The sequence below is a fragment of the Pseudoalteromonas sp. H103 genome, assembly GCF_001469205.1.
GTDB classification, from domain to species: domain Bacteria; phylum Pseudomonadota; class Gammaproteobacteria; order Enterobacterales; family Alteromonadaceae; genus Pseudoalteromonas; species Pseudoalteromonas carrageenovora.
In genome coordinates this window covers 300,297-321,521 of the sequence record NZ_LOFG01000012.1, presented here as the reverse complement: position 1 = coordinate 321,521, position 21,225 = coordinate 300,297, and the positions used below count along the sequence as shown (strand labels likewise).

At 39.1% G+C, this 21,225-nt stretch carries 20 protein-coding genes; 16 read left to right on the top strand and 4 right to left on the bottom strand.

Going from position 1 to position 21,225, the window contains the following annotated elements; genetic code table 11:
• The first annotated feature begins 8 nt into the window (after window positions 1–8).
• The 10 genes from lspA (at window position 9) to ATS74_RS08725 (ending at window position 9,648) form a co-directional block, all read left to right on the top strand.
• Window positions 9–509, top strand: coding sequence for a signal peptidase II (gene lspA, locus ATS74_RS08770; protein ID WP_058548524.1), 501 nt, complete (start codon window positions 9–11; stop codon window positions 507–509).
• Window positions 506–946 carry an FKBP-type peptidyl-prolyl cis-trans isomerase gene (fkpB, locus tag ATS74_RS08765; RefSeq protein WP_058548523.1) on the top strand — a complete coding sequence of 147 codons (441 nt, stop codon included), beginning with the start codon at window positions 506–508 and terminating at the stop codon, window positions 944–946. The genes lspA and fkpB overlap by 4 nt, the downstream gene beginning before the upstream one ends.
• A complete protein-coding gene (gene ispH / locus ATS74_RS08760) occupies window positions 946–1,875 on the top strand; it encodes a 4-hydroxy-3-methylbut-2-enyl diphosphate reductase (RefSeq protein WP_058548522.1) in 930 nt (309 codons plus the stop codon). The genes fkpB and ispH overlap by 1 nt, the downstream gene beginning before the upstream one ends.
• A 40-nt stretch (window positions 1,876–1,915) precedes the next feature.
• Complete coding sequence (locus ATS74_RS08755) at window positions 1,916–2,953, top strand: sensor histidine kinase (RefSeq protein ID WP_058548521.1); 1,038 nt, start codon at window positions 1,916–1,918, stop codon at window positions 2,951–2,953.
• Entirely contained in the window at window positions 2,950–3,654 is a 705-nt protein-coding gene (locus ATS74_RS08750; protein WP_058548520.1) for a LytR/AlgR family response regulator transcription factor, read from the top strand. The genes ATS74_RS08755 and ATS74_RS08750 overlap by 4 nt, the downstream gene beginning before the upstream one ends.
• Before the next feature lie 302 nt (window positions 3,655–3,956).
• Window positions 3,957–4,517: a type IV pilus modification protein PilV gene (gene pilV / locus ATS74_RS08745; protein WP_058548519.1), complete on the top strand. Its 561-nt coding sequence runs from the start codon at window positions 3,957–3,959 to the stop codon at window positions 4,515–4,517.
• A gap of 1 nt (window position 4,518) precedes the next feature.
• Complete coding sequence (locus tag ATS74_RS08740; protein ID WP_058548518.1) at window positions 4,519–5,502, top strand: PilW family protein; 984 nt, start codon at window positions 4,519–4,521, stop codon at window positions 5,500–5,502.
• The gene (locus ATS74_RS08735; protein ID WP_058548517.1) at window positions 5,490–5,993 is read left to right on the top strand and encodes a pilus assembly PilX family protein; all 504 of its coding nucleotides are present in this window, start codon (window positions 5,490–5,492) and stop codon (window positions 5,991–5,993) included. The genes ATS74_RS08740 and ATS74_RS08735 overlap by 13 nt, the downstream gene beginning before the upstream one ends.
• A 1-nt stretch (window position 5,994) precedes the next feature.
• The gene (locus ATS74_RS08730) at window positions 5,995–9,216 is read left to right on the top strand and encodes a PilC/PilY family type IV pilus protein (protein ID WP_058548516.1); all 3,222 of its coding nucleotides are present in this window, start codon (window positions 5,995–5,997) and stop codon (window positions 9,214–9,216) included.
• 9 nt (window positions 9,217–9,225) lie between these two features.
• Complete coding sequence (locus tag ATS74_RS08725) at window positions 9,226–9,648, top strand: type IV pilin protein (protein WP_058548515.1); 423 nt, start codon at window positions 9,226–9,228, stop codon at window positions 9,646–9,648.
• A 1-nt stretch (window position 9,649) separates the two neighbouring features.
• Here the strand turns inward: ATS74_RS08725 and ATS74_RS08720 are convergent, their stop codons facing one another.
• Complete coding sequence (locus ATS74_RS08720; protein ID WP_058548514.1) at window positions 9,650–10,180, bottom strand: GspH/FimT family pseudopilin; 531 nt, start codon at window positions 10,178–10,180, stop codon at window positions 9,650–9,652.
• Window positions 10,181–10,259: 79 nt separating this feature from the next.
• Window positions 10,260–10,811 (bottom strand): GspH/FimT family pseudopilin, encoded by a 552-nt coding sequence (locus tag ATS74_RS08715; protein ID WP_058548513.1) that lies wholly within the window; start codon window positions 10,809–10,811, stop codon window positions 10,260–10,262.
• A gap of 158 nt (window positions 10,812–10,969) precedes the next feature.
• Here ATS74_RS08715 and glnB point away from each other — a divergent pair, with 158 nt between their 5' ends.
• Entirely contained in the window at window positions 10,970–11,308 is a 339-nt protein-coding gene (glnB, locus tag ATS74_RS08710; RefSeq protein WP_058548512.1) for a nitrogen regulatory protein P-II, read from the top strand.
• A gap of 208 nt (window positions 11,309–11,516) precedes the next feature.
• Here glnB and ATS74_RS08705 read toward each other — a convergent pair whose 3' ends face one another.
• Window positions 11,517–12,281 (bottom strand): outer membrane protein assembly factor BamD, encoded by a 765-nt coding sequence (locus ATS74_RS08705; protein WP_058548511.1) that lies wholly within the window; start codon window positions 12,279–12,281, stop codon window positions 11,517–11,519.
• 141 nt (window positions 12,282–12,422) lie between these two features.
• On the opposite strand from ATS74_RS08705, the gene rluD reads away from it, so the two are divergent.
• The 3 genes from rluD (at window position 12,423) to clpB (ending at window position 16,805) form a co-directional block, all read left to right on the top strand.
• Complete coding sequence (gene rluD, locus ATS74_RS08700) at window positions 12,423–13,400, top strand: 23S rRNA pseudouridine(1911/1915/1917) synthase RluD (protein WP_058548510.1); 978 nt, start codon at window positions 12,423–12,425, stop codon at window positions 13,398–13,400.
• Window positions 13,400–14,131 (top strand): peptidoglycan editing factor PgeF, encoded by a 732-nt coding sequence (gene pgeF, locus ATS74_RS08695; protein WP_058548509.1) that lies wholly within the window; start codon window positions 13,400–13,402, stop codon window positions 14,129–14,131. Before rluD ends, pgeF begins: the two co-directional genes overlap by 1 nt.
• A gap of 97 nt (window positions 14,132–14,228) precedes the next feature.
• Window positions 14,229–16,805 carry an ATP-dependent chaperone ClpB gene (gene clpB / locus ATS74_RS08690; RefSeq protein WP_058548508.1) on the top strand — a complete coding sequence of 859 codons (2,577 nt, stop codon included), beginning with the start codon at window positions 14,229–14,231 and terminating at the stop codon, window positions 16,803–16,805.
• Between the two features lie 45 nt (window positions 16,806–16,850).
• Here the strand turns inward: clpB and ATS74_RS08685 are convergent, their stop codons facing one another.
• On the bottom strand, window positions 16,851–18,398 hold the full coding sequence (locus ATS74_RS08685; RefSeq protein WP_058548730.1) for a methyl-accepting chemotaxis protein: 1,548 nt from the start codon (window positions 18,396–18,398) through the stop codon (window positions 16,851–16,853).
• A 461-nt stretch (window positions 18,399–18,859) separates the two neighbouring features.
• Here ATS74_RS08685 and gshA point away from each other — a divergent pair, with 461 nt between their 5' ends.
• Both gshA and ATS74_RS08675 read left to right on the top strand, forming a co-directional pair.
• Window positions 18,860–20,434, top strand: coding sequence for a glutamate--cysteine ligase (gshA, locus tag ATS74_RS08680; protein WP_058548729.1), 1,575 nt, complete (start codon window positions 18,860–18,862; stop codon window positions 20,432–20,434).
• A 138-nt stretch (window positions 20,435–20,572) separates the two neighbouring features.
• Entirely contained in the window at window positions 20,573–21,184 is a 612-nt protein-coding gene (locus tag ATS74_RS08675; RefSeq protein ID WP_058548507.1) for a transglycosylase SLT domain-containing protein, read from the top strand.
• The last annotated feature ends 41 nt before the right edge of the window (window positions 21,185–21,225 follow it).

Here is a 21,225-nt window from a genome sequence, read left to right as displayed (position 1 = left end):
TTTACTCAGTGAGCAAACTAGCCCAAAAAAGTGGTTTAGTGTGGCTTTGGTTAAGTCTATTACTGTTAGTAATAGACTTTGCCAGTAAAACACTAGTTGTGAATACCATGGCTTATCAAGAGTCTATAAATTTACTGCCTGTTTTTAGTATTACTTACGTACATAACTATGGCGCAGCCTACAGCTTTTTAAGTGAAGCAGGTGGTTGGCAACGTTGGTTTTTAAGCTTTATAGCTATTGCCATTAGTGGGTTACTTGTTTGGTGGCTTAAGCGATTACCAGCGACCAACAAAATATTGTGCAGTGCTTATGCGTTAGTACTTGCAGGCGCAATAGGTAACTTATATGACCGTATAGCTTATGGTTATGTAATTGACTTTATTCATGTGTTTTACGATAAGTCACATTTTCCAGTATTTAATATTGCTGATTGCGCTATTTGTATTGGTGCCGCGTTATTATTATTTGATGCCTTTACAGGCGAAAGTCCTAAGGAGCATAAAGCATGAGCCAAGTTGTAATTGGTGAAAACTCGCAAGTTATTTTTCATTTTTCTATTAAGTTAGAAGATGGCTCTGCCGCAGACTCTACAAAGGTTCATAACAAACCTGCAAAATTAACAATGGGTGATGGTAGCTTAACGGCAAACTTCGAAAAGTGTTTATTAGGGTTAACTGCTGGTGAAAGTAAAACATTTGAATTAGAACCTGAAGATGCTTTTGGTCAGCCAAATCCAGATAATATTTACTATGTTGACCGTAGTAAGTTTGGCCCAGAAACACCTGCTCAAGTAGGTGCTATCATTGCGTTTACACAACCTGATGGTACTGAACTTCCTGGGCTTGTTCGAGAAGTGCAAGGGGAGTCGGTTACTATCGATTTTAACCACCCGCTATCGGGTCAGCGCCTAACATTTGAAGTAGATATTATTGAGGTAGAAGGCTAATGGATATTTTATTAGCTAACCCACGTGGTTTTTGTGCGGGCGTTGACCGTGCAATCAGCATTGTAGAGCGTGCTCTAGATATTTTTGAAAAGCCAATTTATGTTCGTCACGAAGTGGTACATAACCGCTACGTGGTCGATGGGCTAAAAAGCCGTGGCGCAGTGTTTGTTGAAGAGCTTGATCAAGTACCTGACGACAGCATTGTAATTTTTAGTGCTCATGGTGTATCGCAAGCGGTACGCTCTGAGGCGAAACGCCGGGACTTAAAAGTATTTGATGCAACATGTCCGCTTGTAACTAAAGTTCATATGGAAGTTACACGCGCTAGCCGCAAGGGTATTGAATGTATTTTAATTGGGCACCATGGACACCCTGAAGTAGAGGGTACAATGGGGCAGTACGATAACGATGAAGGCGGGATTTACCTGGTAGAAACCGCGGAAGACGTTATTGCACTCAATGTAAAAAATGCCGAAAACTTATTTTATTGTAGCCAAACAACGCTTTCGGTAGATGATACGGCTGATGTCATTGACGCACTACGAGAGAAATTTCCTGCAATAGATGGTCCTCGAAAAGACGATATTTGTTATGCAACACAAAACCGCCAAGATGCGGTGCGTGATTTAGCTGATAAAGTTGATGTGCTTTTAGTTGTTGGAGCTAAAAATAGTTCTAACTCTAATCGCTTGCGCGAACTTGCAGATAAAATGGGCACAACGGCTTATTTAATTGATGATGCAACTGATGTACAAGAGCAGTGGGTTTCAGAGTCTAAGTCTGTTGGTGTTACGGCTGGAGCATCTGCACCAGAAGTACTTGTACAGCAAGTAATAACACGCCTTAAAGAGCTTGGCGGCAAGCAGGTAGTAGAAAACCCTGGTGAAGAAGAAAACATCGTATTTGCCGTTCCTGTTGAGCTGCGTTAATCTATATAAATTAATTATTTAGATTTCAAGGAGAGCTGTCATGAGCAAGTTGCTTCAATCTGATGCATTGCTTTTTTCAGCTCTTTTTAATGAGCGAGGGGTGCTAGCCTCGCTAGTTGTTACTCAAGTTATAGCTGTTGTATTGGCGTTTGCGCCAAATATCCAAGGTGACATTTGGTTACGCCTTGGGGTTATTAGTTTATTTTTACACTTAACTGTTTTATCAAGCACCTCAGCTCTGTATCTTTTTAAGCGCTTTTTACAAAAGCGAACAGACGTTTTTCAGCTCACGCTATTTTTTACCTCGTTTTTATTATTTACCTGCATATATAGTGTTTTATTTTCTCACTTTGCGTTTGATATAAATAAAGCCGATAACCTTATTTATTTTGTATTGCGAAATTGCCTTACAGTTTTTTTATTAGCCGCTTTGTTTGTACAGTTTTTATTTATCTATACTGAAAAAGAGCAGCAAACGAAGGCACTTTCTCGCGCGGAATTGGACGCTTTACAAGCTAGGATCCGTCCTCACTTTTTATACAACAGCTTAAATACAGCAGCAGAACTTACTCATCATGATGCTGATGCCGCTGAGCAAGCTATTTTAGCCTTGGCAGCTTTATCTCAAGCAGCTATGCGCTCTGGTAAAAGTGTATTACTCAATGATGAAATAACACTGAGTAAGCAATATGTAGCCTTGGAAACGTGGCGCTTTGGAGAGCGTTTAAAGGTTGATTGGCAAATACCGAATGAACTTCCTATATTACATATTCCATGTTTAACACTGCAGCCGCTAATAGAAAATGCGGTATGTCACGGAATTGAAACAAGCGAAAGTGGCGCAATTATTAATGTTGAGCTGCATATTACTACCGGTTATATAACGATGATTGTTACTAACCCTATCACTATTACTAACAATCAAACTCGGCCTAATAATGGCATGGCACTTGATAATATTCGTCAGCGCTTAAATATTTATTATAAAAATAAAGCTCAGCTTGTCATCACCAATAAAAATGATGTATTTAGAGTAAAAGTAGTTATTCCTAAACATAATACTGAGAGTAGTCTATGAACGTATTAATAGTTGATGATGAACCATTGGCAAGAATGCGTTTAATTCGTTTACTAGCGCATGATAAAAGCATAGTTATTAAAGGCGAAGCCGGTAATGGCAATGAAGCCTTATTACTCATTAAAAAGCACACCCCCGATTTAATATTTTTAGACGTTGATATGCCTGGTTTAAATGGATTGCAGGTTGCGAATGAGCTTAATAATTTAGCTTTACCTCCAGCTGTTGTGTTTATTACCGCTCACCCTGAGCATGCTCTTGATGCCCTGCAACTAAGTGCTGCAGGTTATTTAGTTAAACCAGTTACAGAACAATCATTAGTAAAAGTATTAGAGCAGGCTGGGCGCTTGAATAAAGCGCATGTGCAAAAACAACAATCAACAAAAATTAGTTACCAATTAGGGGGAAGCATTAAAAGTGTTGAGCTTGACAATGTTTATTATTTTAATGCCCAAGAAAAGTACACTAATATGGTATTTGAAGGCGGGGAAGCATTTATTGAATCCAGCCTAAAGCAACTGGAATCACAGTATCCTGCTCAATTGGTACGAATACACCGAAATACCTTAGTAAATAAAAGCAAACTTTTATCTTTAAATACTCATGGCCCAGGTTTGCATAGTGTAGAGCTTATGGGTTGTAACGATCATTTAACCGTTAGCAGGCGAGAGCTAAAAACAGTAAAAAATATTTTAAACTAGATCTTGTCGCTTTCTGGATTGAAATTTGTTTAATTAGTGAGGGAATCGCGATGCGAAACTTTATCTAGTGTGCCTGTTAACTGCCACTGCGTTATTGCCTACTTATGAGCACAATTGTACTACATAGTTTCTACCTTGCTTAAATATCAAACATTCAAGTCAAAGGTTAGCCTCCAAAGATAAACGGTCACTAGTGCTTGTTAACCGTTTATCAACAAATTTAACCGCCTATCCTAGTAATTATTGAAACTAAGTTAGAATGACATAAACTTAGAATCAGATAATTTTTTATTTGGTTCACTATGCAATCTCCTCAAACTAAAACACAAAAAGGCTTCACTTTAATTGAAGTGCTCATTGCGTTTATTATTTTAAGCTTTGGTTTATTAGGTGCCGTAGCGCTTCAAGCAAAAGCTAAACAAGCAAGCTTTGATTCTATGCAGCGAGCCGCTGCTGTAGCGCTAGGTAATGATATTGTGCAGCGTATTCGTGCAAATGATACCGCCCAATTAGTCGCTCTATATACGCAAACATTTAATAGTGAAACTTCAACATCTACCTCGCAAACGTGTTTTACAAATACTTGTACAGCAGCGCAGGTTGCAGCATTAGATCTTGAACAGTGGAAAAGAGCAATCAGAGCGCGTGAAAATACGGGGTCGTTGGACGACGCAACTGTGTGTATAGCCCCAACGGCTGTGGCAGGTTCAGGCGGTAAGGCATTTAATTTAGAAGTGATAGTTTCATGGCAGGGACGGCAGGAGTTCAACGCTAATGATGATACCGCAGCTATAAAATGTGGTACAGCGGATAAAAAACGCCGCTTAGTAGTTTTAACTAGTTACATTTACCTTAGGAGCTAACATGAAGCAAAAAGGTTTTACACTTATAGAGGTTATGATTTCGTTATTTATAGGTGGCCTAATTTTAGGTGGCGTCATGTTCACTTATATAGGAATGAAAGTAACCACTAAGGATACGATGACCATTGGTGAGCTTCAGGAGTCAGGTCGATTAGCCATAAATATAATGCAACGTGATATTGAACAGATTGGCTTTTGGGGAACTTATTATGATGATTCGTTTACATCAGCCAATACAACATCGTTATCGAACCCTAGTGCTGATTGTACAGAGGGGTTAAATAACGGCAGCTTTCCTGATTTAGCGACAGCGAGTAACTTTAGAACTATTTATGCAAAAGTGGCTGATTCTACCAAAGAGTTAAACTGTGCAAATAACCCTATTAAAAATACAGATATCATTCAGTTAAAATTTTTACAAGGTAATCAGCTTGATGCAGGTGATACGCAAGCTGATGAAAACTATTTTATAGCAGAGCAAGAAAAGGCTCAATTTAAACGTGGAGCAATAGGTGCAGGCTCTATAAATGTAAATGCATCTATATGGCCATACAGCCACCATGTTTATTACTTATCAGAGCAAACTTATACAGTAAATAATAAAAGCCTCAAGGTGCCGGCATTAATGAGAAAGCGCTTAGTTGGTGGCAATATTACAACCGAAACTATAATGGAAGGCGTTGAAAATATGCGCTTTGTTTTTGGTCTTGATACAAATAGTGATAGCCGAGTTGATACATACAGAAGTATTAATGATATGGAGCATACAGATTGGGAAAACCGTAAAGGAATCTTAACTGTACAAGTATTTTTATTGATTAGGTCGTTACAAGAAGATCCGGGAGTGACAATTAAAAATCAAACATACACCTTGGGCGAAGATGAGGATAAGCGAGAGCTTTCCTTTACCGATAACTATAGACGCACAGTGTTCACAACCACAATTCGATTGAATAATGTAGGAGCCAACTTATGGCGCATTTAACACAGCTACGAGCTAAACAACAAGGTGTTGTACTAATTACGGCTCTTATCATGGTTATTGCAGTAACGGGTATTGCGGTTACTTTAATGAGCAGTAGTAGTATTGATATAAAAATTACTAATGCTGCACAAGAGCGAGAAGTTGCTGAGAATGAGCTTATCGGAGAGGTTCAAAGAATGATTTCTGACGAGGCAAATAAGGGAGCTGCAAATCAGTTTTTTTTATCGCCTGATGAAGTTACTACTATGGCCGATGCTGATACAGAAGGCATGGTTATAGCCGAACACGATGAGATGAAAAGCAAAATGGTTAACCTCAATCAGGGCGCTCTTGATTTAGAATGCCCGCGCAGGTTCAATTTTACGGCAGGTATTTCATGCAATATGTTGCAAGTCTCTACCACTATAAAGTATGGCTCTAAAGCAAAGCACGAACTGACCATAGTGACTGGTGTAGCTCAAGAAATGGCTAGCACAAGTAAGGGGATTTAAAATGAAACTTAACAAAATACTTGCCTCATTAATTAGTTTGACGCTTAGTGCATCTGCTTTTGCTGAAGATATAGAGCTGTATGTTAACCATGATGTTGATGTAGAGGAAAAACCCCGCGTACTATTAATTTTTGATACATCAGGAAGTATGGCTTTTTCATCTTCAAACGGAGATAACTGTGGTTATAATAATTTTTTAGGATTGTATAACCTATGTGTGGATAGCCGACTTGCAGCTGCCCAGTTTGCAATGAATAAAGTGGTATCAGATAACGAAGACACTATTGATTTTGGCTTAATGCGTTTTAAGAGCACTACAGGTGGCTACATTGTAAACGGTGTTGGGAGTGACTCTTCAGTAGTACGCAATTCTATAGCGGCTTTGCCAGCTGATGGCGGAACCCCGCTTACAGAGACTTTATGGGAAGCCTATTTATATATTACCGGACAAGGAGTTCAATATGGTCTTGAAGCAACCACACTTGAACGCGATACAAGCGCTGAATTAAGAACCGGTAGCCAGTATACAGAGGTTGAATGTGATTGGGTTTGGAAAGGGCGACGTTCTGGATGGGTATATGAGTGTGAAAATGTAGTAAAAGATAACTACCAATATACTTACATATCCCCTTTTGAAGACAGCGATGCTGAAGCTATACGCTGTGATAATTCAATCAATATCATTTATATGACTGATGGCGACCCATCTGGTGATAATGACAGTGATAGCCAAATTAGTGCCGAGCATGAAAAATACTTTGGTGAAGGACTAAACTGGAATACAGATAGTTACTACAGCAGCTACCTTCACCAAATGGCTAAAATTATTCATGGTACAAGTGATGTAACAGTTGATTTATACCCTTCTACTCCCGATATTCACGAAACAGGTCGCTTATATACCATAGGTTTTGGCTCGGGTATGAGCGCAAGCGGTCAGGAACTTTTAAGGCGTGCAGCCTCTTTAGGTGGCGGTGAAAACTTACCTGCAAGTACCCCCGATGAGCTCTCTAACTCACTAAATAGCGCAATTTCTCGTATTCGTGAAGTAAACGATAGCTTTTCATCTCCCTCAGTAGCAAGTAATAACGTAGACCAAACACGTAGCCGCGATGCTATTTACTTTGCCATGTTCTACCCAGAAACTAACACAAGATGGGGCGGTAATTTAAAAAAATTAAAAGTATCAGGCAGTGAAATAGTCGACTCAGCAGATAATACAGCGCTTGATTCTGACGGTTTAATTGACACCGATGCTAAAACATTTTGGTTACCTGATGGCCAATCTGCCGATGGTAACTTAGTAGCACAAGGTGGAGTGAATTACCATTTAGCTACATTAACAGGTACCCCAGCAGAAGACAGGCGCAACCTCTACACTGATAAACAAGGCGATATTGTAGATTTTACCACTAATATAGTGAGTGATATTTTAGACTTAGTAACTAATAACCCGATTAGCTTATCCAGTTCAGATATTGAATGGGCTATGGGCATTGATGTTGATGACGAGGATAACGATGGTTCAAATACAGACCAACGCAGCGATATTTTTGGCGACCCTCTTCACTCTAAACCTGTTGCCATAGACTACGGTAACGATGATATACGTATACTTATTGGCACTAACGCCGGCTTTTTACATATGTTTAAAGACGACGATACTAATAACGAAGTAAGTGAAAGCTGGGCATTCATCCCTTCAGACTTGTACGATATTATTCAGTCTTTACGCAACGAAGATACTGGTAAAGTGTATGGTATGGACGGCCCAATCAGTGTTTATTTTAGCGATAAAAGCTTAAATGATGAAGGTGTTAACGATGGTATTGTTGATGCCAGCGATGGCGACGATGTTTGGGCCTTTGCAGGAATGCGACGTGGCGGGAGAAACTACTATGCGCTTGATATCACAAACCCTAATGAACCAAAAAAATTATGGGATAATCCGATTGAAGGGGGTAAAGGCGATTTTACAGAGCTTGCACAAACGTGGTCAAAGCCACAGATAGCTTACATAAAAGCGTTTGGTGATAAACCATTATTAGTATTTGGTGCAGGGTATGATACAAATAAAGACGCTGTTGTAAGAAGTGAAGATTCAGTAGGTCGTGGTATTTATATTGTTGAAGCTGAAACAGGTAAAAAAGTGTGGGCTTTAACGCCTAGTGAGAATGGCTTTAAAGGAAAACACTCAATAGCAGCTAATGTATCTACATTAGATTCTGATTACGATGGCTATATTGATAGAATATATGCAGCTGATACTGGCGGAGATATTTGGCGTATTGATATGCCTGGTAGTAGCACAAGTAATTTTACACACTTTAAACTTGCTGAGTTAGGCAGTTCATTAGCGAGTCAGGATAGACGTTTTTTCTATCAACCACTAGTAGCGCGTACGCTTTATAGTAAAGTAAGTGAAACAACGATTAATGGTGAAACAGTCATTACTCGTTTAGATACACCCTATGATGCAATTGTGATTGGAAGTGGTAATCGCTCTAAACCAACCGGTACAAATGAAGACGATCAGTTATTTATGATCCGGGATGAAAATACAGTAACTAAATCGTTTACTACTTCGCCTACAGCGATTAAGCCAACGGATCTAATGCAAATGAATAGCGACCCATTTGGTAATGCATTAGATGATGTTGATGAATTTGTTGATTTAGAAGTTGATTTAGCTAAATTTAAAGGCTGGCGGTATGAGCTAGGTTCGGGTGAAAAATCATTAGCGGCAGCTACAGTGGTAGGGGGGGTAGCATACTTTACAAGTTTTACGCCATCTTCTGACACATCAACTGAAAATCAGTGCTCGTTAAGTGGCGGTGGAGGTTCGTTATATGCTTTCCACTTACACTATGGGACCAAAGTGTATGACGATTTGAAATTTACAACTAGTTATGATGTGCCTGATACTCCTCAATTATACTTTGGAGAGGGGCCGTCATGTGCTGATGGGAATGGCGACGGCATGTGCGACGACAACCCAACTATTGAAGTAACACAGGAGAGTCAATTTTATTTAATTGGTCCTGGAATTAAAGGTGAGGATGCGCAAAATCCTATGAAACCTGTAGAGGTAGTAGGCCCAGGCTTAACGGTTGTGGACGGTACAATACAGTTAGTAAATGATTCTGATACAGTAGGATTTGGTTTTAAAACACAGCAAACCTATATCTTTAAACGCGAAGAAAATGATGAAGTGGGTAATTAAGGAATATATATGAGTAAACTAACTCGCGGTTTTACACTAATTGAACTAATGATTGCTGTTGCTATTGTCGGTATTTTAGCAGCAGTAGCGTTGCCTAATTACACTGAGTATGTAAAGCGAGCATCACGAGCTGAGGCTGCTGCTGCATTATTAGATGCAGCAAACAGGGAGGAGCAATTCTTTGTCGATAATCGTGAATATACAGAATCATTTGATGATTTAGGGTTGCAAGATAAAACCGAAAATGGTCATTTTGAATTATCTATAGATGTAGATGATGACGACAATACATTCACCATCACCGCAAAACCTATTGCTGGCGCTGTAAAAGGGGATACTGACTGTAAACAAATTACAATTACAGACACCGGTTACAAAGGCGCTAAAGGCACTAAAGGTAATTCTGATGTTGAATATTGCTGGGGGCGTTAATTTAATTTTTCTGGCATTTATCTGTTGATTTTATACGGATACGCCCAGTTTGACTTACTGATAAAGCCAGCCCCTCCAGGTTGGCTTTATCATTATTGGGGCAATAAATAAAAGTCCCATTTTGAAAGCCATTCAACGAACCATCAGGTCTAAAAGTAATTGCGCTACGAGGGTATTCAAGGCTATCAGCATCATGAACGTCTTCAAATGTACTTAACAGAAGCTCGTCATCATCTAGGGTGGTTGATTTATCATTATCGATAAATAACGACATTTGCCCGTCCCACTCATCCTTACTACATTGGTTGTCTTTTAAAACACAAAGAGTGACATAGGTTCCATTTTCAATAGCGTAAAGTCGTCCGTAATTAATGTTTCTATGCAGAAGGTTTACGTGGTTATCTAAGCGATTATTTGCTAAAAAATCTGGATAAAACCACATTGAAAGTTGACTGATAATACTTACAATGGCTAACGAAATCATCAGCTCGAGTAGTGTCATACCTTTATTTTTATATATTGTTACCCTCATCCTTGAAGTCCTGAGTTTTAAAATGTATCAACTCAGTGTAGTAAATGATAAAAATATGACAATATAAACTGTGTGTTTTTTAACCGCAGGTTTTGTTTGTATCGCCTACGTAAAAGGCTGTACCTGATTGTGATACGGTTAATGCTTTATTATTTTCATTAGTACTATTAGGACAAAAAATAAAGTCTCCGGGCTTCGTCGTAATTCTACCACTGGTGTTAAAGCGTAAGCGACGATCGTTACCATCAAACGATAACTTATCGTTGTCTGATATTTCTTCCATTGCCCTAAGTAAGGTATCTGTAGCTTTATTGTATTGCCCGTCATTATCTACATCGATAAATACAGCAATAATTTTATCCTCATCCCACTTTGCGTTGCAGTTGAATGTATCTTTATTGTTTTTTATTCGACCTTGTCCTGTAGGACATACAACAACTATTTCATCAGTACTTGCTGCTTGTGAGCGTGCATATGCAATATTTCTTTTTAATTCCAATAAAAAATTTTCCGCTCTGTTTTCCTCAAGCATATCACTGCTATTCCAAAGCGCGATTGATGCAATAATACCGACTATGGCAACGGTGACCATAAGCTCTAAAAGGGTGAATCCATTTTGCTTATTATTCATATTAATCTCATGTACTGCTAATAGTTTAGTATAGCTATTTTTATGAAAATAATTATACCATGGTTGATTGTTTTATCATCAAATTCAATTGCTTTGTTTGCTATGGGCTTCTTGATTGTCTAAAATCGAGGCAACTGAAGCTTTAAAAAGTAATTAATATGAAAAAGATAGAAGCAATTATAAAACCATTTAAGCTTGATGATGTTCGCGAAGCCTTATCTGACGTGGGTATTACCGGTATGACTGTTAGTGAAGTTAAAGGCTTTGGGCGTCAAAAAGGGCATACTGAGCTTTATCGCGGCGCAGAATACATGGTTGATTTTTTACCTAAAGTTAAACTTGATATTGTACTAAGCGATGAAGACGTTGATCGTGCAATTGAAGTGATTGTTAAAACAGCGCAAACGGGGAAAATTGGCGACGGTAAAATCTTCGTGACTGATGTTGAGCGTGTTGTCCGTATTCGTACTGCTGAAGAAGATGAAGAAGCTATTTAATACCAACTTGTATAAATCTTTGATCAATTTAACGAATTAAATTGCACTATAACGTTGTTAAAAATTTTTTATTTAGAACAACTAGGTAAAAAACTTTTGCCTAGTTCTAGCGTAATTTTCTTGACGTTAAATAGACCCCACATATAAGCAGATTGGTATAATGACAATGTGGTATAGAAAAAGGCGCTTTAGTAAGCGCCTTTTTTGTTTATTTATTTCTGCTATTTACCATTCTGGTTTGTTTAGCATGTTCGCTTAGCTCTGTTAAGCCAAGTTTATCGTAGCTCTTTTCCATCATTTCTAAAGCAGGCTCTAAGTAACTGCTTTGCGAATAATGTTCTACAACATACTTGCCTCGGTTAGCGGCTGCTAAATAAGCTTCACGTTCGTAATAGTAAGTTGCTACTTTTAGCTCATAACGCGCCATACGGTTTAAAAGCCACACTAAGCGGCGTTTAGCCTCTGGTGCGTAATCGCTTTTTGGAAAACGCTTAACAAGAGTAGATAAATCTGTAAACGCTACACGTGTACGGTTTGCGTCACGGTCAGCTCTGTCTACGCCAAAGTATTCTTGGAATGCATTTTTATCGGCTTTAATATTTACTAAACCACGCATGTAGTACATGTAATCAAGATCTTTATGATTTGGGTTTAACCGAATAAAGCGATCGATTGTTGCAAGTGCTTGTTCAGTATTACCTGATTGGTAATGTGCATATACCAAATCCATTTGTACTTGTTTAGAGAATGGGCCAAACGGGTAGCGTGAATCTATAGCGCTTAAAAGTTCAATTGCACGAGCATATAAACCAGAATCTAGTGTTTCTTTTGCATCTTCGTATAGAGCGTGTGCAGATTTATTAGGTACACGTTGAATATCTTCTTGGTCTGGTGCAGACGAACATGCGCCTAAACTAAGTACAGAAGCTGAAAAAACAATGGCGAATGCACGTTTCCCTATTTTATTTATCATTTTATTTGTTACCTTCGATGTCTTCGGCTAGGCCAAGTCGGTAAAACCGAGTAAACTATGCGTATTATATTATGCTTTTATTAAAAGCGATTCTAACCCAGTCGAGCAAAGCTTGCACTGGTAAATTGGGTAAAGTTACTAATGTCAGAGCAAATTTCTCTTCAAGCCGATGTTCCTACCGACTTAGGTGGTAAACGTCTAGACCAAGTATTAGCACAATTGTTCCCTGATTATTCACGTTCTCGTATAAAAACGTGGATTTTGGATGATAAAATCACCGTAGACGGTGAAATTTTCAACACACCACGCGAAAAGCTACTAGGTGGTGAAGTTGTAAATGTTGAAACAACAATTGAAGCACCACGTGAATACGAAGCACAAGATATCAAATTAAACATTGTTTATGAAGACGATGATATTTTGGTTATTAATAAACCAATGGGATTAGTGGTACACCCAGGTGCAGGTAATCCAAATGGCACAGTGCTTAATGCACTATTACATTACTATCCTGAAATCATAAATGTGCCGCGTGCGGGTATTGTCCATCGTTTAGATAAAGACACTACAGGCCTAATGGTTGTAGCTAAAACGATTCAGGCTCAAACACATTTAGTGAAAGCACTACAAAAGCGCGAAAACTTCACTCGTGAATATGAAGCGTTATGTAATGGCACCATGACTGCTGGTGGTATGGTTGAAAAAGCAATTGGCCGCCATCCTACACAGCGTACTCATATGGCAGTACATGAAATGGGTAAACCCGCGATTACTCACTACCGTGTTGCTGAGAAGTTTCGTGCGCACACTCGTTTACGTTTACGCTTAGAAACAGGCCGCACGCACCAAATTCGTGTACACATGGCTCACTTGAACCATCCGTTAATTGGCGATCAATCATACGGCGGGCGCCCTCGTCCACCTAAAGGTGCAACACCTGAGTTATTTGAGTTACTTCGCAGCTTTAGACGCCAAGCACTGCATGCAGTAAAACTGAGCATTGCTCATCCAATTACTGGTGAAATGATGACATGGCAGGCACCTATTCCTGATGATATGGTCGCTATGACGGTTGCTCTACGTGAAGATACTAAAGCAAACCCTGATATCGATAGATAATGTATTTGTTATCAGCTCCATGGCAACGCCTTGATAGTGTAGATACTCTCAGTACTACACGTGAAGGCGGTGTATCAAAAGCGCCATTTTTAAATATGAACTTGGGGCTTCATGTTGGTGATAACAAAAACCATGTATTACAAAATCGCGCTTTACTCACCAAAAAACTGCCAGCCCCGGCTATATGGGTAAATCAAACACATAGTGCTGATGTTATCGTTGTTGATGAGCAATTTGATTTTAGTAAATTGCATGATGGCGATGCGTTATTCACAAGACTTAAAAGTCAGCCTTTAGCGATAATGACCGCAGATTGCTTACCCATTTTACTTACTAGTGAAAATGGCGAAGAAATAGCGGCGATTCATGGTGGTTGGCGTGGTTTAGAGCGGGGGATTATTAAAAATACCCTCAGCTATTTTAAAACTACCCCTATTAAAATTCATGCTTGGCTAGGTCCTGCTATTGGACCCACTCAGTTTGAAGTAGGTGAAGAGGTTTTTAATTTATTTAAAGCACATTCGGCTTTATTTACTCATGCGTTTGAGCTGCAAAAAAATAAAAAATACCTTGCTGATATTTATCACATAGCCCGTATTCAGTTACAACAATTAGGGGTTACAAATATTAGCGGCGGTGAGCACTGTACTGCTTTACAAGAAGATCAATTTTTTTCGTATCGCCGCGATGGTCAAACAGGGCGTATGGCAAGTTTGATCTGGCGCAAGTAAAGCGTACATTAGTGATTATATTTATTCCCACACCTTGAACAATTCTATTAACATACCCATTTATTAAACAATTAGTTTATTAAATAGGTAAACCCTCATGCGTTTAGATAGATTTACAAGCAAATTTCAATCTGCGCTTTCTGATGCGCAATCTTTAGCACTTGGTCGCGACCATCAATTTATTGAGCCCGTGCACTTAATGTATTCATTGCTACAACAAAGTGGCTCAAGTGTGCGAGCGCTATTTGCGCAAACAGGAGTCAGTGCTGACGAGCTCAATACTAAGCTTTCTCAAGAAATCGAAAAGCTCTTTAAAGTCGAAGGTGTTGGAGGCGATGTACAGTTGTCAAACAACATGGCATCACTTATTAACTTATGTGACAAGTATGCGCAAAAACGTAAAGATAAATACATTTCGAGTGAGCTATTTGTACTGGCAGCATGTGATGATAAAGGGCCGCTTGGCGATATATTCCGCTCATTAAATATTACTTCTACAAAAATTGAAAATGCCATTAAAGCAATTCGAGGCGGGCAAAAGGTTGATGATCCTAATGCTGAGGAAACGCGTCAAGCACTCGAAAAATTTACGATTGACTTAACTGAGCGTGCCGAGCAGGGCAAGCTTGATCCTGTAATAGGGCGAGATGACGAAATTCGCCGTACTATTCAAGTACTCCAGCGCCGTACTAAAAATAACCCTGTGTTAATAGGTGAACCAGGTGTTGGTAAAACAGCAATTGCTGAAGGCCTAGCACAACGTATTATTAATGGTGAAGTGCCTGAAGGATTAAAACATAAACGTGTTTTATCGCTAGATTTAGGGGCGTTAGTTGCAGGTGCTAAATACCGTGGCGAATTTGAAGAGCGTTTAAAATCAGTTCTCAACGAGTTGGCTAAAGAAGAAGGTCAAGTCATCTTATTTATTGATGAAATACACACTATTGTAGGTGCCGGTAAAAGCGACGGTGCGATGGATGCGGGCAATATGCTAAAACCTGCACTAGCACGTGGCGAGCTACATTGCGTGGGGGCGACTACGCTTGATGAGTACCGCAAATACATAGAAAAAGATGCAGCACTTGAGCGTCGTTTTCAAAAAGTATTAATTGAAGAGCCATCAGTTGAAGACACCATCGCAATTTTACGTGGCTTAAAAGAGCGCTATGAGTTGCATCATTCTGTAGAAATTACAGATCCTGCAATAGTTGCTGCCGCGCAATTGTCGCATCGTTATATTAGTGACCGCCAATTGCCAGATAAAGCGATTGATTTAATAGATGAAGCCGGCTCTTCTATTCGTTTGCAAATTGACTCTAAACCAGAATCGCTTGATAAGCTTGAGCGAAAAATTATTCAGTTAAAACTTGAAGATAATGCACTTGCTAAAGAAAAGGACGAAGCGAGTCAAAAGCGCCGCAGTGAAATGCAAGAGTTGATCACAGATCTTGATTCGCAGTACAGAGAGCTTGATGAAATTTGGAATGCAGAAAAAGCATCACTGCAAGGCACACAAGTTATTAAAGCTGAGCTCGAACAAGCACGCTTAGACTTAGATGTAGCACGCAGAGCAAGCGACTTACAACGTATGTCAGAATTGCAATACGGGCGTATTCCAGAGCTTGAGCGTAAGCTCGATTTAGCTTCTCAAGCTGAAATGCAAGAAATGACCTTACTTAAAAACCAAGTAGGGGAAGACGAAATAGCTGAAATACTCTCACGCTGGACAGGTATCCCTGTATCAAGAATGCTTCAAGGTGAGCGTGAAAAGCTACTTCAAATGGAAGATAAGCTTCATAGTAAAGTAATAGGACAAGACGAAGCGGTTGTAGCGGTGGCAAATGCTATACGTCGCTCACGTGCGGGGCTTGCTGATCCTAACCGCCCAATTGGCTCATTTTTATTTTTAGGCCCGACAGGTGTTGGTAAAACAGAGTTAACAAAAGCGCTTGCAGGCTTTATGTTTGATACCGAAGATGCCATGGTACGCATTGATATGTCTGAGTTTATGGAAAAGCATTCAGTAGCGCGTCTCGTAGGGGCACCTCCTGGTTATGTAGGCTATGAGGAGGGAGGTTATTTAACCGAAGCCGTTCGTCGTAAGCCATACTCGGTAATATTGCTTGATGAGATTGAAAAAGCACATCCTGATGTATTCAATATTTTACTTCAAGTACTTGATGATGGACGCTTAACTGATGGGCAAGGCCGCACAGTTGATTTTAAAAATACCGTGATCATTATGACCTCAAACTTAGGCTCAGATATCATTCAAGAACAGGCTGGCAACAACGACTATGCAACCCTCAAAAATAAAGTGATGGATGTGCTTATCAGCGAGTTTAGGCCTGAATTTATTAACCGTATAGATGAAACAGTTGTATTTCATCCATTAGCTAACGAGCACATAAAAGAAATTGCTGATATTCAGTTGATGAAACTTCGTGAACGTTTAACCGAAATGGGTTACTTACTTGAAATAAGTGATGCAGCGCTTGAGCGAATTGCAGCCAGTGGATTTGACCCTGTTTATGGGGCGCGTCCACTAAAACGTGCAATTCAACAAACTATTGAAAACCCATTAGCGCAAAAGCTACTTAGTGGAGATTACTTATCAGGTAGTGTTATCACTATAGATGCAAATGACGAAGGCTTAGTTTTTGCGAATCGTTAGCCTTTAAGCTATAAAACAAAGCCGCTATTTATATAGCGGCTTTTTTTATACTTTAAATGTGAGCAGTAAATCATTTACTTTACGAGAGCCCTCAACAAGTTCAGCTGCACCTGTTGCTACGTTAAAGCTTAGACTTAGATTGTTATCACTAAAGCTTTTAATTTGCGTAACGTTATGACTAATGTCGTTACTCACCATTTGCTGCTCTTCTGCAGCTGAAGATATTTGCATCGCTAATTGCGATATTTCACTTATTTGATTAAAAATACCCTCTAACTCAACCTGAGTTTGCGCCGTTTTATTAACACAGTTATCAGCCTGGTTTTTAGTGTTTTGCATTACTTTTGACCAGTTGAATAAGGTATCTTGTATTTCTTTAATCGAGCTGTGGATTTGAGTTGTTGCGTTTTGAGTTCGAGAGGAGAGTGTTCTTACTTCATCAGCTACAACCGCAAAACCACGGCCATGTTCACCTGCTCTGGCAGCTTCAATGGCTGCATTAAGTGCAAGTAGGTTAGTTTGATCCGCAATACCTTCAATTTCACTCATAACTTGCCCAATTTTATCAGCCTCATCAGCTAAACTGCTTGCTGTTGAAGCTGCCTGTTCAACTTGAGAAGCCAAATCAGTAACCATAAAACTATTATCAGCAATGTGTTCTTTTATTTCTGAACAACTTTGATGTGTTGAATTTACCTTGTCAGCAGTTTCTGCGGTATTAATTGATATTTCACCGATTGTAGAGCTCATTTGCGTCATTGCTGATGCAATTTGTTCAAGGCGCTCACCTTGTGATGCAATTCCTTTTTCAGTGAGGGTTGACTGCTCATCTAAATTAATTGCAATACCGTTGAAGCTTTCTGTAGAGTCTTTAACGCGACCTAAAACGGTGCGTAATTTAGCAGTAAGCAGTTGTTCTCTGTAGTCACTGACGCTGTGAGGGGTATTTCCACTGTATATATAACGCGATACAGAGTCAGCTTTTGCTTTTTGTTCTCGTAAAATAGCAGGAGTTGTAATTAATTCATCAAAGTTAAGGGCAACAACAACTATAAACACTAATGAGCTGATTAAAGCCATACTTATAGAGGCAAATATAGCAATACTTACAAGCCATACTAACGCGCAAATAAAACTAATAACCTGTCGAAGCTGACTGTGTTCACGAATGCTTGATATTGATTTCCCTGCATTAATTTTATTATAAAGTGAATGTGCTCGCTTTTTTAGCTCTTCGCTGGGCTTTGTTCTAACCGACTGGTAACCAATAAGTTGGCCATGCGCAAAAATGGGCGTTACAAATGCATCTACCCAGTAATAACGACCATCTTTGCAACGGTTTTTTACCATCCCTCGCCATGAATGGCCTTGCTTTAATGTTTCCCACATTTCTTTAAAAGCTGCTTTAGGCATATCAGGGTGGCGTACAATACTGTGATTTTTACCTATGAGTTCCTGTTCGCTGTACCCTGCAATTGAGCAAAATTCTTGGTTCGCATATGTGACTACCCCTCTTAGGTCGGTGGTAGAGACAAGCTCCTGCGATTGTTCGAAATGTACTTCTTCATTTTTTAAGCTTTTATTATTGCGCATAATATTTTTTATCATCCTTTACTGTTGGCGCAATTATATTGCTTAGTAGGTACAAAGCAAAAAAAGAAGAGAATTGGTTAGTCGTAACGACTCAAATAAATGCTTTTATTGATCTAGATCAAATTTTAAAATGGCTAGAGGCTGTTGGGCTGTGCGGATTAAAATTAAGGTAACTGAATTTTGTGCTTCTTTTTACTTGGTTTGGGTCTACTTATAAGTACAGAGGTTTTATGAGTTTAATTTTTGCGTAAATATACACTTAAGCATTTGTATAATAGCTACAGCAGTGGCAAGATTATGACTTAATTTAATCATATTGGTTATATCAAGCGTATATAGGGGCCGGGTAAATATTTCATTAATTTTGATAATTTACACCCTTCTTATTAATTTAATCTTGAGTCTAAGCAATTAGCCCCCATAACCGTATGATTAAGCCACGTGGCCCGAGGAAAGATTTTTTGACAACACATGATTTAACTAACGCACTTGAAGCGTTATCTGTAAATGAGCACCAATACGCAGTTAAAGGCATTAAACGTGGTATCGAGCGAGAGTCGCTAAGAATTAAAAGCGATGGCGTAATTTCAGCTAAAGGTCACCCAAAAGGGGTGGGCAGTGCGTTAACTAATGGACATATCACAACTGATTTCTCAGAGTCGCTACTTGAATTTATTACTCCAGTTAGTGAGTCCTCTACACAAACACTCAAGCAATTAAAAGATCTGCAAAAGTTTACGCTTGAAAAAATGGGCGATGAATTACTTTGGCCTATAAGTATGCCGTGTTTTATCGAGCACCAAGACGACATTGTGCTTGCGCAGTTTGGTGATTCTAATACGGGTAAAATGAAAACCCTGTACCGTGAAGGTTTAAAAAACCGTTATGGCAGTATGATGCAAGCTATAGCTGGTGTTCATTTTAATATTTCATTTCCTGACTCGCTTTGGCAGTCGCTGCATACACTAAAACAAAGCGATGCAAGCCTTCAAGATTTTATTTCAGATGGTTACCTTTCGCTAATTCGTAATTTTAAACGTGAGTTGTGGTTAATAAGTTATATGTTTGGTGCTTCACCTGCACTATGTAACTCATTTTTACAAGGTCGAAAAACTGACTTACCATTTAAAAAGTTAGGTAAAGGGACGCTTTATTTAGAAGTGGGTACAGCACTTCGTTTAGGTAATTTAGGGTATACCAATAGCGCTCAGTCATCATTACGTGTTATGTACAACTCACTAGATGAGTATGTGGCAGGTCTTAAAAAAGCAATCAACACACCCTCAGATATTTACGGCGACCTTGACGACTACACTAGTAAGACGCCAAAGCAGCTAAACAAAAATATATTACAGATTGAAAACGAGTTTTATTCACCAATTCGTCCTAAACGTAATGCAAAAAGTGGTGAAACACCAACAGATGCTTTACTCAGAGCGGGTATTGAGTATGTCGAAATTCGTGCCTTAGATGTTAATCCATTTAGTGAAGTAGGTATTGATCTTGAGCAAATTCACTTCTTAGATGTATTTTTGACGTACTGCTTATTAAAAGATTCACCAGAAATGGATTGGAAAGAGCAAGCACGCAGTACTGAAAACCTTGATACAGTTGTGAACCAAGGTAGAGAAGCAGGTTTAATGCTTAATTTTAATAATGGTTCTCGTAGCTTGCAATCGTGGGGTGATGAAATATTCACACAGCTTGCTGATGTTGCTAAGTGGATGGACACTGCATATGGTGTTGATTATTACTCAAACACTATTAAGCGCATGGCGACGTGGATTTATAATCCAGAGCTTACTTATTCTGGGCGTTATGTAGCACAGCTTAAAGAGTCTGGCTTAGATAATGGGCATTTTGCTTTAGCACTTGCTAATAAATATAAGCAAAGTCATGAATCTACCGATTACAGTGAGTTTTTAAAGCCATGGCTTGAGCAGCAAGTTATAGTGTCAAATGAAGCTAGAGCTGCAATTGAAAGCGCCGACACTTTAACGTTTACTGCATTTTTAGATGCGTACTTTAAAAAGTAAATACTTTTTAAAGTTTAAAAAAAACGCAGCCCAAGGTGGCTGCGTAAATATTTTTCAGGGATGAAACAATGCTGTACTGCTGCATTCATAAGCTCAGACCCACGCTTTTTTAAAAAAGTTCAGTGAGATATTAAAAAAATGAAAAAAAATGCAATTATTTTATCTCTTGCCCTCACTTTAGCTGGGTGTGCTACCGCTCCTCCCAAACAGCCTAATGATTTATGTAAGATTTTTGAAGAAAAGCCAGATTGGTATTTTGACGCAAAAGATGCTCAAGAAAAATGGGGATCACCAAAACATGTACTCATGAGCATGATGTATCAAGAAAGCTCATTTAAGCATGATGCAGCGCCGCCAATGGAATACTTTTTATGGATAATACCTACAGGCCGTGCAAGTGATGCGTATGGCTATTCTCAAGCTAAAACACCGACATGGTCTGACTACATTCGTGAAACCGGTAACAATGGCGCAGATAGAGATGACTTTGATGATGCAATCGACTTTATGGCGTGGTTTGTTTATAAAACCCACAAAGTAAACAAAATATCAAAGTGGGACGCTTACGCACAGTACCTTAATTATCACGAAGGGTGGGGTGGATATAAGCGCGGCACGTACAAAAAGAAGAAGTGGTTAATGAGTGTGGCTAACAAAGTTAAGCATCGCGCTAGTCGTTATGGTGTGCAGTTAAAGCGCTGTGAGGAAGAGCTAGATAAAGGTTGGTTTGAGCGTTTATTATTTGGTTAAGCTTTTGTAGATATTAAAAAAAGGAGTCAATTGACTCCTTT

What these genes read in the sequence shown, in the direction of transcription:
- fkpB (WP_058548523.1), top strand. Translation starts at nt 506, where the DNA reads ATGAGCCAAGTTGTAATTGGTGAAAACTCGCAAGTTATTTTTCATTTT.
- ispH (WP_058548522.1), top strand. Translation starts at nt 946, where the DNA reads ATGGATATTTTATTAGCTAACCCACGTGGTTTTTGTGCGGGCGTTGAC.
- ATS74_RS08755 (WP_058548521.1), top strand. Translation starts at nt 1,916, where the DNA reads ATGAGCAAGTTGCTTCAATCTGATGCATTGCTTTTTTCAGCTCTTTTT.
- ATS74_RS08750 (WP_058548520.1), top strand. Translation starts at nt 2,950, where the DNA reads ATGAACGTATTAATAGTTGATGATGAACCATTGGCAAGAATGCGTTTA.
- pilV (WP_058548519.1), top strand. Translation starts at nt 3,957, where the DNA reads ATGCAATCTCCTCAAACTAAAACACAAAAAGGCTTCACTTTAATTGAA.
- ATS74_RS08740 (WP_058548518.1), top strand. Translation starts at nt 4,519, where the DNA reads ATGAAGCAAAAAGGTTTTACACTTATAGAGGTTATGATTTCGTTATTT.
- ATS74_RS08735 (WP_058548517.1), top strand. Translation starts at nt 5,490, where the DNA reads ATGGCGCATTTAACACAGCTACGAGCTAAACAACAAGGTGTTGTACTA.
- ATS74_RS08730 (WP_058548516.1), top strand. Translation starts at nt 5,995, where the DNA reads ATGAAACTTAACAAAATACTTGCCTCATTAATTAGTTTGACGCTTAGT.
- ATS74_RS08725 (WP_058548515.1), top strand. Translation starts at nt 9,226, where the DNA reads ATGAGTAAACTAACTCGCGGTTTTACACTAATTGAACTAATGATTGCT.
- ATS74_RS08720 (WP_058548514.1), bottom strand. Translation starts at nt 10,180, where the DNA reads ATGAGGGTAACAATATATAAAAATAAAGGTATGACACTACTCGAGCTG.
- ATS74_RS08715 (WP_058548513.1), bottom strand. Translation starts at nt 10,811, where the DNA reads ATGAATAATAAGCAAAATGGATTCACCCTTTTAGAGCTTATGGTCACC.
- glnB (WP_058548512.1), top strand. Translation starts at nt 10,970, where the DNA reads ATGAAAAAGATAGAAGCAATTATAAAACCATTTAAGCTTGATGATGTT.
- ATS74_RS08705 (WP_058548511.1), bottom strand. Translation starts at nt 12,281, where the DNA reads ATGATAAATAAAATAGGGAAACGTGCATTCGCCATTGTTTTTTCAGCT.
- rluD (WP_058548510.1), top strand. Translation starts at nt 12,423, where the DNA reads ATGTCAGAGCAAATTTCTCTTCAAGCCGATGTTCCTACCGACTTAGGT.
- pgeF (WP_058548509.1), top strand. Translation starts at nt 13,400, where the DNA reads ATGTATTTGTTATCAGCTCCATGGCAACGCCTTGATAGTGTAGATACT.
- clpB (WP_058548508.1), top strand. Translation starts at nt 14,229, where the DNA reads ATGCGTTTAGATAGATTTACAAGCAAATTTCAATCTGCGCTTTCTGAT.
- ATS74_RS08685 (WP_058548730.1), bottom strand. Translation starts at nt 18,398, where the DNA reads ATGCGCAATAATAAAAGCTTAAAAAATGAAGAAGTACATTTCGAACAA.
- ATS74_RS08675 (WP_058548507.1), top strand. Translation starts at nt 20,573, where the DNA reads ATGAAAAAAAATGCAATTATTTTATCTCTTGCCCTCACTTTAGCTGGG.